Source organism: Lysinibacillus sp. JNUCC 51 (assembly GCF_015999525.1).
GTDB lineage: Bacteria > Bacillota > Bacilli > Bacillales_A > Planococcaceae > Lysinibacillus > Lysinibacillus xylanilyticus.
This window is the reverse complement of the sequence record NZ_CP065545.1, coordinates 4081085-4095880: the sequence shown is the minus strand read 5'-3', so window position 1 is coordinate 4095880 and position 14796 is coordinate 4081085. Positions and strand designations below refer to the sequence as shown.

12 protein-coding genes are annotated in these 14796 nt (G+C 36.9%); 1 reads left to right on the top strand and 11 read right to left on the bottom strand.

From position 1 onward, the window contains the following. Positions 1 to 56: 56 nt before the first annotated feature. From rpoD to ccpN, 4 genes are all read right to left on the bottom strand, one after another. The gene (rpoD, locus tag JNUCC51_RS19740; protein WP_049663796.1) at positions 57 to 1184 is read right to left on the bottom strand and encodes an RNA polymerase sigma factor RpoD; all 1128 of its coding nucleotides are present in this window, start codon (positions 1182 to 1184) and stop codon (positions 57 to 59) included. Between the two features lie 32 nt (positions 1185 to 1216). Then, entirely contained in the window at positions 1217 to 3052 is a 1836-nt protein-coding gene (dnaG, locus tag JNUCC51_RS19735) for a DNA primase (RefSeq protein ID WP_337992265.1), read from the bottom strand. Positions 3053 to 3258: 206 nt separating this feature from the next. Beyond that, complete coding sequence (locus tag JNUCC51_RS19730; protein WP_337989407.1) at positions 3259 to 4071, bottom strand: pyruvate, water dikinase regulatory protein; 813 nt, start codon at positions 4069 to 4071, stop codon at positions 3259 to 3261. A gap of 19 nt (positions 4072 to 4090) precedes the next feature. Next, a complete protein-coding gene (gene ccpN / locus JNUCC51_RS19725; RefSeq protein WP_337989406.1) occupies positions 4091 to 4723 on the bottom strand; it encodes a transcriptional regulator CcpN in 633 nt (210 codons plus the stop codon). Between the two features lie 625 nt (positions 4724 to 5348). Here ccpN and JNUCC51_RS19720 point away from each other — a divergent pair. After that, positions 5349 to 6734: a glycine--tRNA ligase gene (locus JNUCC51_RS19720; RefSeq protein WP_100545967.1), complete on the top strand. Its 1386-nt coding sequence runs from the start codon at positions 5349 to 5351 to the stop codon at positions 6732 to 6734. 50 nt (positions 6735 to 6784) lie between these two features. On the opposite strand, the gene JNUCC51_RS19715 is transcribed toward JNUCC51_RS19720, so the two are convergent. The 7 genes from JNUCC51_RS19715 to JNUCC51_RS19685 all read right to left on the bottom strand — a co-directional run bounded on the left by JNUCC51_RS19715 (position 6785) and on the right by JNUCC51_RS19685 (position 14588). Beyond that, complete coding sequence (locus tag JNUCC51_RS19715; RefSeq protein WP_337989405.1) at positions 6785 to 8530, bottom strand: HD-GYP domain-containing protein; 1746 nt, start codon at positions 8528 to 8530, stop codon at positions 6785 to 6787. 753 nt (positions 8531 to 9283) lie between these two features. Beyond that, positions 9284 to 10078 (bottom strand): DNA repair protein RecO, encoded by a 795-nt coding sequence (gene recO, locus JNUCC51_RS19710; RefSeq protein WP_268636913.1) that lies wholly within the window; start codon positions 10076 to 10078, stop codon positions 9284 to 9286. A gap of 131 nt (positions 10079 to 10209) precedes the next feature. Continuing rightward, a complete protein-coding gene (gene era, locus JNUCC51_RS19705; protein ID WP_337989404.1) occupies positions 10210 to 11127 on the bottom strand; it encodes a GTPase Era in 918 nt (305 codons plus the stop codon). Next, the gene (locus tag JNUCC51_RS19700; protein ID WP_337989403.1) at positions 11114 to 11527 is read right to left on the bottom strand and encodes a cytidine deaminase; all 414 of its coding nucleotides are present in this window, start codon (positions 11525 to 11527) and stop codon (positions 11114 to 11116) included. The genes era and JNUCC51_RS19700 overlap by 14 nt, the downstream gene beginning before the upstream one ends. A gap of 107 nt (positions 11528 to 11634) precedes the next feature. Next, positions 11635 to 11985 carry a diacylglycerol kinase family protein gene (locus JNUCC51_RS19695; protein ID WP_049663782.1) on the bottom strand — a complete coding sequence of 117 codons (351 nt, stop codon included), beginning with the start codon at positions 11983 to 11985 and terminating at the stop codon, positions 11635 to 11637. After that, positions 11986 to 12459, bottom strand: a complete 474-nt coding sequence (gene ybeY, locus JNUCC51_RS19690; RefSeq protein WP_337989402.1) for an rRNA maturation RNase YbeY — start codon at positions 12457 to 12459, stop codon at positions 11986 to 11988. 8 nt (positions 12460 to 12467) lie between these two features. Continuing rightward, positions 12468 to 14588, bottom strand: coding sequence for an HD family phosphohydrolase (locus tag JNUCC51_RS19685; protein WP_337989401.1), 2121 nt, complete (start codon positions 14586 to 14588; stop codon positions 12468 to 12470). Between the last annotated feature and the right edge of the window lie 208 nt (positions 14589 to 14796).

The following is a 14796-nucleotide window of genomic DNA, read 5'->3' as shown; positions in this document are numbered from 1 at the left end:
GAAAAAAGGGCTATCCAATTAGTCATCACTAATTAGATAGCCCCAATTTTTTATCTTTATTCTAGGAAGTCTTTTAAACGTTTGCTACGAGAAGGATGACGGAGCTTTCTAAGCGCCTTAGCTTCAATTTGGCGAATTCGTTCACGTGTTACACCAAATACCTTCCCTACCTCTTCTAAAGTACGCGTGCGACCATCATCTAAACCGAAACGTAAGCGAAGGACATTTTCTTCACGGTCAGTTAATGTATCTAACACATCCTCTAATTGCTCTTTTAATAATTCATAAGCTGCATGGTCAGATGGAGATTGAGCTTCAGAATCCTCAATAAAGTCCCCTAAATGTGAATCATCTTCTTCTCCAATTGGTGTTTCAAGAGATACTGGTTCTTGTGCAATTTTTAAAATTTCACGTACTTTTTCTGGTGTTAAATCCATTTCCTCGCCAATTTCTTCTGGAGATGGCTCACGACCTAAGTCTTGTAGTAATTGGCGCTGTACGCGAATTAATTTATTAATTGTTTCTACCATGTGCACTGGAATACGAATTGTACGTGCTTGGTCCGCAATTGCACGCGTAATCGCTTGGCGAATCCACCATGTTGCATAAGTGGAGAATTTAAAGCCTTTACGGTAGTCAAATTTCTCAACAGCCTTGATAAGCCCCATATTCCCCTCTTGAATTAAGTCAAGGAATAGCATTCCACGACCAACATATCGCTTTGCAATAGATACAACAAGACGTAAGTTCGCTTCTGCTAGGCGTTTACGTGCTTCTTCGTCACCTTGCTCAATACGCTCAGCTAATGCAATCTCTTGCTCGGCAGAAAGTAAATCAACTCGACCAATTTCTTTTAAATACATACGAACAGGGTCATTAATTTTAACGCCTGGTGGTACACTCAAATCATTTAAATCGAAAGTCTCTTCGTTAGCTTCTTCTTTCATTAAGCTTTCTTCTTCAAACTCTTCTTTTCCAATGATTTGAATGTCTTTAGCCTTTTCAAGATCCTCAGCAAAGTGGAAAATCTCTTCGTTCTCCAATTCATAAGGCGCTAGTTTCTCTGAAATTTCTTTCATTGAAATTTCACCTTCTGTTTTTGCTTTTTCTTGTAGTATTTTTTTTGCTTCATCTAATGTAATTTCTACTTCTACCTCTTTTGAACGTTCTGACTTGTCCGCCATAAACCTTCCTCCTTCTAAACAACCGAATCGGGTTAAATCGCCGATAACGATTTTCTTAAATGAATAATCTGTTGGGCGATTTCAAGTGCACGCGTATACTCATGCATCTTCTCCGCTTCCTTTGACTCATGCATCTTTTGTTGAATTTCTTGCTCAATTCTATATTTTTGCAGCTGACGTATTGAATCTGTGACCTCTGCCTCTGCTTGGTCGGGATCCCGTTCCGCTAAAGCCGCTTCCATTACAATCTTGCGTAATTCAGAGTCATCTAATATCTCAACAAAACGCTGATAATCAGGATGACCATATTCCTCATAAAATCCTACTAAGCGAACAAAAACTGCCATATAGGCATCTCGTACAAATGGATCTTTTTGCTCACTACGTAATACCCTGTCCACTACATCTATATTATGAAGCATATGAGCCAGTAATAAACGTTCGGCGCGTTCAGCTGCGTCCATAGGCTTATGTTGTTGCTGAGTGACCGGCATCGAAGGCGTTTGAACAGGCACTTCTACTTTTGCAGAACGAACCTGATTTGCCTCTAGCTTTCGGAATTGAGCATAAATCGCTTCTTCCGAGATGTTTGTTTCATTCGATAGCTGTCTTATATACAAATCTCGCTCAACAGGTGAGGATCTACCTACCAGTTGCTCAAGAACTTCTTGAATATATTGAAGCGTATCATTTTCAAACTGAAAGTTTTTATTTCGTCTAGCATGCATCATCATAAAAGCAATATACGCATGAGGGTTTTCCAAAATTTGTTCTTTAAATGCTTGTCCACCTAGACTACGAATGTATTCATCGGGATCGAGCTTATCTGGTAACACCGCAATATCGACTTTCATGCGTTCCGTTTGAAGTAACTGTGCTGCTCTTTTCGCCGCATCAAACCCAGCATTATCACCGTCATAGCAAATCGTAATTTGCTCTACTAAGCGCTTTAGCTTTGTGATATGCTGATTCGTAAGCGAAGTGCCCATTGTTGCTACAGCATTCGTTACACCTACAGAGGTTGCTGCTAAAACATCCATAAATCCTTCCATCAATACTACTTGACGATTTTTTCTAATCGAGGTTCGTGCTTTATCTAGGTTATATAGCACTTCACTCTTTTGAAAAATTGGTGATTCTGGACTATTTAAATATTTTGCCTCTTCTCCAGTTGATGCAAGGATTCGTCCTGAGAATGCTATGATCTTACCGTTCTCATCACGAATGGGAAACATAATACGCCCTCTAAAACGATCAAAATAGCGTTCTTCCCCTTCACGCTTGATTACTAAACCACTTTCCGCGATTTCTTGTAAGTTATAACCTTTTCTTTCAAGCAATATCGTTAATGCATCAAAGCTTGGAAGAGACCATCCAATGCTATTAGATTCTATAAGTTCCCTTGTAAATCCTCTTTCTAGCAAATAATTTAAAGGTTCTTCACCATCTTCAGTATTTAACAGTAAATGTTGAAAAAAATCTGCTGCAAAAGCGTGAGCTTCTTTCATCCTTTCTTCTGCTTTAGATACCTTTTTCGTTACTTCAGGTAAACTTGGCCCAATATCTAACTGTATGCCAACACGTTCACCAAGTTTCACAACAGCGTCAGGAAAAGAAATACCTTCTATATCCATGACAAAAGTAATAGCATTACCCCCTGCACCACAACCAAAGCAATGAAAAATCTGTTTGTCTGATGACACAGAAAAAGATGGCGTTTGTTCTCCATGAAATGGACAGAGCCCAAACCAATTGCGCCCACGCTTTGTTAGCTGCATGTATTCGCTTATGACATCAACAATCTCCGATTGTGAGCGAATCTGTTCAATCACTTCTTCAGGAATCTTCCCTGCCAAATCCATCACCATCTTTAAATTACGTTCTAAAACACAATTCGCTATCCGATTTAAAAATCCTTTATTTCTCGACAAAAAAATAGGATTTTTCTCTTAATAAATATTTTTACCACAATTTTATTATTATAAAACAAAAATTAGTTTTTATCTATACTATTTTAAAAACCGACTCAAAAAAACCGCCTCTTACAACCGAGGTGGTTTAAATAATTCTTTTCTTATTTACAGTTCGAGATATGCTCAATAATGACGTTCGCTGTTTCCTCAACAGCTTTGTTTGTTACATCAATAACCTTACAACCAATTTTAGCGACAATTTTTTCAAAATGCTGGATTTCATCTAATATTCGTTTATGCTGCGCATAGATAGCATCATCATTCAATCCAAGAGTCATTAATCTCTCTTTTCTAATTGAGTTTAATTTATCAGGAGAAATAATTAAACCAAAACATTTTTTCGGATCAATTTTCAATAATTCTTCAGGTGGCTCAACTTCTGGTACTAAAGGTACGTTCGCCACCTTATAGCGTTTATGTGCTAAATATTGTGATAACGGTGTTTTAGAGGTACGTGAAACACCAACTAACACAATATCAGCCTGTAATAGACCACGTGGATCTCTACCATCATCATATTTTACAGCAAATTCAATAGCTTCTATTTTTTTAAAATAATCATCATCTAGCTGGTGAACAATTCCTGGTGCTTCTAATGGGAATTCTTCCACAAATGTTGCCATTGTTTTTAAAGCAGGCCCTAAGATGTCGACAGCATAGACCATTTCTTTCTCACACAGTTCATGTAATAACGATCGCATCTCCTGACGAACAAGCGTATACACAATAAATGCATTCTGTTTCGCTGCAAGGCATACAATTTTCCGAATGAGCTCCTCTGATTGGATATGAGGAAAACGACGAATTACCGTGTTTTCCAAACTAGGTCGAAACTGGCTAATAACCGCTTTCGCTACTTGATCACCAGTTTCACCGACTGAATCAGATACAACAAAAACCCGTAGTCTTTTCATGCTGCTCTCCTTCAATTATTTAGACATTCTGTGCAAGTGATAAGAAAGCTCGTGTAATCGTTGTTTTTGTAAGACGACCAACGATTTTCAATCCACCTTCTTGTGGCTCGACTACTGGTAGCGAATCAACTGCTCGTTCAATTAGTTTATTCGCTGCAACAACTAAAGAATCTGATCGCTCACAATATGAAATATTTGGCATACGTGTCATAATTATATGTACAGGAATTTTATTTAAATCCTGCGTGCCAATACTTGTACGTAGTAAATCCTTACGAGATAGTACTCCTGTCAAAAACTCATTCTTATCAACGACAAAGAGTGTTCCAACATCCTCTGAAAACATGAAGCAAATCGCATCATAAACAGTCATTGTTTCTGGTACAACAACTGGTCCTGAATGAAAATCTTTCACCTTTAAATTTTGAATACTATCCGTCAATGTAACGGATGCTTTTTTACCTGAATAGAAATAGCCAACACGAGGTCTAGCATCCAAAAAGCCCGCCATTGTGAGTATTGCTAAATCTGGTCTTAAAGTTGCTCTTGTCAGATTGAGACGTTCTGCAATATGTTCGCCTGTGATTGGGCCGTTTTCTTTCACAATTTGTAAAATGTCTTCCTGACGTTTGTTGAGTTCGATTGGACTCACCGCCTCAAATCTAATAGTGTTATACTTATGCTCAATTATTATATACTATTTTAATAATTATTGCGAAGAAAAGAACTACATGCTACAATATTGACACATACGCTTGCTCTAAATGTATTTTCGAGCGATTTGCGTTATACAGGCGATGATGGGAAAAAAGTATCTGTTCAACTTTAAAGCGAGTAGAAGATGGTGAAAGTCTACATAGTAACAGAGAAAGGGCACTCCTTGAGCTAACTTTTTGAAAAGAGGTTTTAAACAACGCGTTTAAAACAATCAGGGTGGAACCGCGGGTTTTAGCACTCGTCCCTGGGCATTCTTTGTGCCCGGAGACGGGTGCTATTTTTAATTTAGTCCTTACTAAATTAAAAAATATCTCTAGTGAATTATCAATTATGCCTCGCATAATTGCGTCCGGAATCGGCTTTTACTTAGATCTACAAATGTGTTTTGCGCGAAGGCGTTGCGGCAGCGGCAGATGTGTTTTGCGCGAAAGCGTAGCGGCAGCAGCAACAACTTGATGCAGGTCAGTTAGCCTTTATCGCATGGATGCGATGATTTTTGGCAAATTCACTTAAACAAATTTATTGTTCACTCTGTGAAAACTATGAAGGAGGCTATTATTATGGCTAACAAATCAATGGAAACAATCGTATCATTAGCGAAACATCGCGGCTTTGTCTTCCCAGGTTCTGAAATCTACGGAGGCTTAGCAAACACTTGGGATTACGGTCCACTAGGTGTTGAATTAAAAAACAATGTAAAAAAAGCATGGTGGCAAAAATTTGTCCAAGAATCAGAGCACAATGTTGGAATAGATGCTGCAATTTTAATGAACCCAAAAGCTTGGGTGGCTTCTGGTCACGTTGGCAACTTTAATGACCCAATGATCGATTGTAAGGCATGTAAAGCGCGCCATCGTGCTGACAAAATCATCGAGGACGCTGCACTAGCTAAAGGCGATGAAATCATTGTCGATGGTATGACATTTGATCAAATGAAAGAAACGATGATTAAGTATGACGTAGTGTGCCCTGATTGTGGTAAAGCTGATTTTACAGATATTCGTCAATTTAATTTAATGTTTAAAACATTCCAAGGTGTAACAGAATCTTCTACTAATGAAATTTATTTACGCCCAGAAACAGCTCAAGGTATTTTCGTGAACTTTAAAAACGTACAACGTTCTATGCGTAAACGTACACCATTCGGTATTGCACAAATCGGTAAATCATTCCGTAACGAAATTACTCCAGGTAACTTCACTTTCCGTACACGTGAATTTGAACAAATGGAGCTTGAATTTTTCTGTAAACCAGGCGAGGACCTTGAATGGCACGCATACTGGAAAGAATTTTGTAAAAACTGGTTATTAAATTTAGGCATGAAAGAAGAGTCTATGCGTCTTCGTGACCATGAAGACGACGAATTGTCTCACTACTCAAACGCTACAACTGATATCGAATTTAAATTCCCATTCGGTTGGGGTGAGCTATGGGGCGTAGCAGATCGCACAGATTTCGATTTAAAACAGCATATGGAGCATTCTGGTGAAGATTTCACTTACATTGACCCAGTATCAAACGAACGTTATGTTCCATACTGTATCGAGCCTTCTTTAGGTGCAGACCGTGTTACATTAGCATTCCTTTGCGATGCTTATGACGAGGAAGAACTTGAAGGCGATGATAAGCGTACAGTTTTACGCTTCCACCCTGCTCTAGCGCCATTTAAAGCTGCAGTCCTACCACTTTCTAAAAAGCTTTCGGATGAAGCTACTAATGTTTGGGCAGAGCTTCGCAAGTCATTCCCAGTTGACTTTGACGAGTCACAATCAATTGGTAAACGTTACCGTCGTCAAGATGAAATTGGTACGCCATTCTGTATCACATACGACTTTGACACAAAAGAAGATGGTCAAGTTACAGTACGTCATCGTGATTCAATGTCTCAAGTTCGTATGCCAATTACAGAGGTTAAAGCATACATCGAAAAACATCTTCAATTCTAAAATTCATCAGTATATAAAGAGGGAGTTGCATTTTAAGCGACTCCCTCTTGTTATGTCTTTAATAATGAATACAAGCGCTCTTGCATCTTCTCCTCAAATGAAAACCTTTTCATATTCATGCCTACTAAGCTAATAAGTAATTCCTCAATATCTACAAGCGAATAAAAAAGGAATGTTCCTTCTCGCATTGGGCGAACTCTCTTATCTACTGTGGGTTCATCCTCGATAAAGTAAGCTACATTTACGTTACAATGTTCCATTAATTGCGTAATGCGCTGATCATCATCTGGATTAATAAAAAACGGTACAATTTTATCAATATACAAAATACTTTGCACAAGTTTTATGAAGAAATTTTCACGAAGTGAAGTCTCCACAACTAATATAGTTGTTTTCTCATGCTGATAATCCATATACAATACATTTAATTGCTCTTCTAATAGTTTTTTTAATATATTAATAGAATTCTTATATTTTGTAATATCCGTTTGTATTTCTCTTGTTAATAAACGTAGAATTCGAAAGGCAGGTAAAAATATTTTTATAATAATTTCTTTAGGATGTAAATGATCTATTAATTTATCAAAGTAGACTTTTAAGCTATTTTCGTCACAGCGAATTAATTGTTCTATAAATAAGTTAAAAATTTCTTCAAAGCTGTTAGCACGATAATCAATCATTTTCGAAATTTTCACACTATAATTCAAAGGTAAGATCATAGACTTTTGTTCATCCAACAACTTAACTTTAGGTAACGTTGGAAATAAATCATAGACTAGTTCTACTTGTGCACTTCGATTATCAGATAATTGAACGACCGAGTTGACAGGATAAATCCCTAGGCACTCTACAAATTTGTGCATAAATTTCTCGTTATATAAATGTCGATCACGATATAAAACAGCTAATGCATCTGTTGCAGCATATCCCGAATGATATACACGCTTTGATGTCATAGCTGAATAAACATCAATAATTTGCAGTAATTGAACTCCCTCACACATATCGTCCTCACAAAGCTGATTCGGATAACCTTTACCGGCAAAGCGTTCATGATGATCACGTGCTAAATAGGCAATATCCTCTTCCCCATTTCCCATGAGCAACTCATAACCTTTAGTCGTATGTGTTTTAACAATGTCAAACTCATCTTCTGATAATTTCCGTTTTAAATTTAATATTTCTTGTGGTATAAATACCTTCCCAATATCGTGGAACAAATAGCCCGTTGCTAGTGTTTCAATATCCGTTAAACCTAAATAACGTGCAAAAATTGTACCTAAAACGAAAACATCAAATGAATGAACAAAAGAATACTCATCCCATTCTTTTAATCGCATGAGTAATTCATAACGCTGTTTTTTTTCTAAAATTTTTTCAAAAACACCTCGTACATAAGCAGTATCTTGGATGCTTTTTAAAATTTGACCATAGCGTAATTCATGCACGACATTCTCTAATGTAGTCATAAAAAGGTTATTTACCGTATCTTTATACTCATCTACCTCATCCTTTTTATCCAAAAGTGGTGCAAATACATCCCCGTAATCCTTTGTACGTTGAACACTTAAATCATGAACAATTCGGACTGAATCAATTGGTAAATATACAGATAATTCATCTACTTTTCTAAGTTTAAGTAAGGCAATAATTCGTTCCGTTAAAACTAGATCTTTTTTAGCTAGTAAGCGATACTCTGAAAAAATATCTTCAGCTAAGATATCATTTGCTTCAACTTCTTCAATACTTAACGTCACTTTTCTTAGCATATTTTCTGCCACATACGAAATATTCAAGCATTATGTGACTTCCTCCCTCTTTCATAAGACTGCGGTACTCATCTATTATGCCTCAGCACATAATTGTGTCTGGAATCGGCTTTGTGCTTACACAAAGCACTCCATTCTCATTTTATATGCATGTCAAATTTATATAAATCGGCCAGTTTCAACAGGCACGAAACGAATAAGTAATACGAGAATAGTTTAAATATGATCATCTATAACATTTACAATATCATAGATTAAAATGCCTTTTCAACTAGTTTATGGTATTAGAATGAATAGTTAATACTATGTTTATGTTAAAAACTCTTTCGAAATTAGTAATTTATATCCAAAACAATCATTGAACAATAGCTATTAATTTTAATTTTAAAAGATAGAAAGACCTATGTTTCAGAACTTAAAAGTGTATATTTAAAAGTTAAAGTTAATTTTCTATCATAAATAATATTTCTGTAAATTATAATGGTTTACTCAATTTGTCCTAATGGTATTGACGAAAAATTAAAACCAATGTGAGAATATTAACATTTTGACAATATAACTGCTTAATATACAGTTAGAAACATTGAAGATTAATGTTTTTTCTGTATTTCTTTCTACCTTTCGTCTCATTCCAAAAGTTGGGTAGTGGCCTTTGTTATTAAGTATTTTATCGATGATCTTCACTGAAAGACCTTCAGTTGGAACGGAATTAATCTCTACACCACATCGATCCAAAATCGCTTAGTAGTGTAAAAAAAATAAAATGCCAGAAGATCAATATTAATGGTCTTCTGGCGTTTTTTCTTGATTAGGACTCGTTCTTAACTGTAATTCAGGAGTTCTTTCAAGCTGTTCTATAAATTTTTTAGTCTTAAAACGAATTCCTGTTTGTTCTTCATAAATTGTAGTAATTATTTTTTTAATAAAATATTTTGTTTCCTTTTTTAATTCTAATTTCCCAATCTGGTCAATCGGTACAGTATAGAACATCCGGATAAGCTTAAGCTGAGTCGGTGTTAATCGAATGATATAAGGATCATGCTGATAACAACGATGGCACAAAAAACCTCCCTGCACAAAAGAAAATGCAAATTCACCGTCTACTGCACCACAAGCTGCACAAGCATGTAATATAGGCTGTACGCCAGTATAGGGTAACATTTTCCATTCAACGAACAATGTAATGGCCTCCGGGTCGTAACCTTCCTCAATTGCTTGTAATGCTTGAAGGAGCACATCAAATGCAAGTGGCTCTGGTTTCCCCTCCTCTACTACACGCTCGACAAGTTCCATTATGTAACTTGCATAGGCCGTTGCCATGATATCCTCGCGAATATGTCGCATTGAATTGACATGCTCACCTTGTTGCAATGTCCCCATACCGGTATGATGCTGTACCATAAACATGCCATATGTAAATGGCTGTGTCACAGAAGCTAATCTACTAGAAGGCTTTTTTGCTCCTCGAGCCATCGTGGCAACTTTTCCTGCTTCTTTCGTTAGTAATGTTACAATTTTATTTGATTCTCCATAGGCACGCACCTTTAGGACAATTCCTTCCCATTTATGAAGCATCGATTCTCCTCCTTTCAACAAGCCTCGCATGAAAATAGAGCTCTCCAATAAATTATTGGACAGCTCCATTTAAAACTACAGCGATAAATAGGAATGTTGTAAAGTTGTTTCAAGCTTTACAGTATAGCCTATTAATATTCATCATCACGGAAACCGAAGTCACGTAAATGTGTTGATTTATTTCGCCAATCCTTTTGTACCTTTACCCAAAGCTCTAAATACACTTTTGAACCAAGAAGCATTTCAATATCTTTTCTTGCACGTATCCCTACTTCTTTTAATAGCGCACCACGTTTACCAATGACAATCCCTTTTTGAGAATCTCTTTCCACAATAATCGTTGCTGCTACACGAATTTTATCTTCATTCTCTTCATCACGGCGAATTTTATCAATAACAACAGCAATGGAATGAGGTATTTCTTCACGCGTTAAATGTAACACTTTTTCACGAATTAACTCTGAAATAATAAAACGCTCAGGATGATCTGTTACTTGATCTGCTGGGTAATATTGTGGACCCTCTGGTAAATACTTCGTTAATGTTGCTAATAAATTTTCCACATTATTCCCTTGTAATGCAGAAATCGGTACTATTTCCGCAAAGTCATAACGTTCTTTGTAGCTATCAATAATCCCCATTAATTCATCAGGATGAATTTGATCGATTTTATTAATCACTAGGAAGACAGGCGTTGGATTACCCGCCAGCATTTCAAGGATGAATTCGTCACCCTTCCCAAGTTTCTGCTCTGCATTTACCATGAACATAATAACATCCACTTCACGCAATGTATTTTTAGAAACTTTTAGCATAAAATCCCCTAGCTTATGTTTCGGCTTGTGGATTCCTGGTGTATCTATAAAAATCATTTGGCTATCATTTGTTGTTAGTACACCTTGTACTTTATTTCGTGTTGTTTGTGGTTTATCACTCATAATCGCAATTTTTTGACCAATGACACGATTTAAAAATGTTGATTTCCCTACATTTGGTCGACCGATTATGGAGATAAAACCTGACTTATAGCCATTGTTATTTTCCAGCATTCTCTAAATCCTCCGTTGTAAATGCAAACGGTAGTAATTCGCCTACAGACGTTACCGTGACATCACCTTTTAAGTTTGTTAAATATACAGGCATAGATGGTTTGCAAAATTCCATCATCACTTGTCTACAAGCTCCGCATGGCGCACATGGTCCATCCGTATCAGCTACAATAGCAATCGCCTCAAAATCATAAATACCTTCTGACACTGCTTTGAAAAATGCTGTACGTTCAGCACAGTTGGTCATACTATAGCCAGCATTTTCAATATTGCAGCCATGAATAATCGCTCCATCTTTCGTTAAAATCGCCGCGCCAACTTTAAATTTTGAATAAGGTACATAAGCCTTTTCACGCGCTGTTTTTGATTCTTCTAGTAATGCATTCATATCAATTGTCATTAATGTTCACCTCTACATAATCAATTTCGCCTTTGCGTAATTGATTAAATCATAATTTCTCAGTACAACTGCTATTACTTCATGTCCGATTAATAATTTTAGTAATATCAAAACCATTTCGGTATAAATATGAGTAATCCGATTATAGCACTGAATATCGCAAATACAAGTACTGCGCCTGCTGCAAGATCTTTTGCCTGCTTAGCTAGTGGATGGATATTAGGTGAAGCTAAATCTACTACTCGTTCGATTGCAGTATTAATCATTTCAAGTGCAAACATTAGTGCTATTAATAGCAACACAATATACCATTCAATACGTGATAATTCCGTAAAATAGCCAGCAATCAAAACTATTCCCGCACTTAGCAAGTGGGATATAAAATTTTGCTCAGTACAGGCTGTAAGAATACCTTTAAAGGCATACCCAAAAGAGCGCACAAATTTGCGAACATTCATTTACTCTCGTCCTAAGCCGAAAGATTGTAAAATCTCATCCTGCTTACCGAACATCACCTTTTCATCTTCTGGCACCATATGATCATAGCCGAGTAGATGTAAGAAACCGTGAACCGCTAAAAAGCCTAATTCTCGTTCAAATGTATGCCCATATTCCTCAGCTTGTTCTTTTGTACGATCCGTTGAAATAATAATATCTCCTAAAACTCGAGGCATTCCTTCAAACGTTACTTCCATTTCTCCTTCACCTAATTCCTCTAGGGCAAACGAGATAACATCTGTCGGTTGATCCTTATCACGATATTCTCGGTTTATTTCTTGAATCGCTTCATTTGTAACAAATGTCACTGAAACTTCCGTTTCCGGTTCAATATTCTCTAGTTTTGCAGCATGCTGTAAAAGCTTTTCAACAAGCTCCGTATGCTCAGCAGTCACTTCATTTGTTTCATCTGTAAAATCAATTGTTAAAATCATAGATCCTCCTACTTATCTGCCTTTGGATATTCAATTCGTGAGTGGAAAATTCCATTCATCGTTTCACAAAGTACTCTCTCTATACATTTTAACTCTTTTATTGAAATATCGCATTCATCAAACTGATTGTCTTGTACTCGATCATCAATAATTGCTCGTACCAACTTTTGAATTTTCTCTGCATTCGGTTCCTTCATCGATCGAACTGCTGCCTCAACGCTATCTGCAACGCTAATAATTGCCGCTTCCTTCGTTTGTGGCTTCGGACCTGGATATCTGTACTTTGTATCATCTGAACATTTTCCTTCTTCCTTCGCTTTAAAGTAGAAGAATTTTAACAAACTAGATCCGTGATGCTGCAAGGCAATATCGATAATTTCCTGTGGCATCTTATAACGTTTTAGCATTTCTGCCCCGTCAGTTGTATGCGCGATTATAATTTCCGCGCTTTTTTCTGGGGGCAATGAATCATGTGGGTTAATACCAGACATTTGATTCTCGATGAAAAACGCAGGACGCTTCGTTTTGCCAATATCATGATAATAGCATCCTACACGAGCCAGCAATCCATCCGCTCCAATTTCCTCGCATGCTGCCTCTGCTAAGTTCGCCACCATTACACTATGATGATATGTTCCCGGAGCCTCCATTAGTAATTTTTTCAACAATGGATGATTTGGGTTTGATAATTCAATTAATCGCAACGACGACAATACACTAAAGGCTGATTCAAAGAATGGTAAAAGACCCATTGTAAGAGCACCCGATAATAGAGCCGATATCATTGCCGCTATAAAGTAATACATTAACTCTGACAAACCATAAGTAGATTGTGTCATCAGTAAATAAAATGCGATAAACGAAATATTTACTAGCCCTATAACACCTACTGCATGTAAAATATGCGAACGCTTTTCCATACTATCCAAAAAGAATAAGCTCGCAAAGCCGCCAAAAATTATATACAGGGTAATTTCCATCTGCATAACGGATGAATAGCCCTCTTGAAAAATAACACCCGCAGATGCCGCTGTCATAACCGTTATAAGTGCCGCAGCACGTTCATCCACTAATAGCCGCACAAGCATTGTTGCCAATGCTGTTGGGAAAAGGAAGGCAACTGTAACATCGAAGCCACCTGAGACTAGGCTTACAATTTTCATTAGCAGGATGGATAAACTATAAACAATTACTGTAACCAACAAGGCATTATGTTTCTTGTCTACATGTGTATCCCAGCGTTCAAATAAAACAAACATGAACGTCATTTCCAAAAGTATTAAAATAATCAGCCCTGCAATCGGCTTCATTGATGCCTTATTACTCACCATACCCAGAAGCTCTAATTGACGAAACGCCTCATTATCAATGATTTGCCCTTCCTGTACGATGATTTGGCCTTGAAGAATCCGAGTGGGTTCAACCGATTCCTTCGCTTGTTCTTTTCGAATTTTCGTTTGTTCTTCGTTTATCGTCTCATTTTCGATAATACTCATACGTCCAATTAAAACTACCGTATTAAATATTTTATCTGGATAGCCTCGTTGTCCACGAATTTTTGTCTCAAAATCATTTTGACCCGCAAACACATTTTCTGATCGAATGGATTTTTGCAAATATTCCTGCACAGATTTTGATAGTTGTGCACTTGTTCTTTTTAAATCTGCTTCACTTTGTACTAACAAACCCTCTAGCTGTGAATCAGTAAAGATAATTGGCATTTGCTCTGAATCTATGGACTCGAACTTTTTGCGGAGCTTCGTCACTTGATCGGCAATCGGAATAGGTTCTTTGCTACTCTCTACATCCGTCTTTACCTCTAGAACATAGTCAAATAAAGATGTTACTATCGCAGCTCGCTGTTTAGCAACATCCGCAGAAAATTGATAGACTGGTTCAACCGCATTTGCTGCTTTATCTCGTTCTTGTTGCGTTTTATAAGTATCTTCTATCGTTTTAGTAGATCGTACTGTTTCAGGCGCTAGTTGTAATGGTTTAAAATCATATGTAACACCTTTAACATTGCCATACATTAAAGTAAATTGTAGGGCTCCTGTTAAGATGAGAACGACAATTAAAAAGTAGCGGAAGCCTATAAGTTCTGTAAATTTTTTTAATTGTTTCTCCATCTGGCACCTCCTCTTATCTATCTACTATCATACCAATTCAAAAAACTTTTTTCCCGAAAAATGTATAAGAAAGCAAAAAAACAGCTATACATTTTGTATAGCTGTCACAATTTTTTCCATTTTCCAACCATTTTCATGTTTGTTAAATTTTAGATCAGTCGAAAATCTTCGGTGCAGACTTTTTTTAAAACCCGTTGCACCTGTCGCT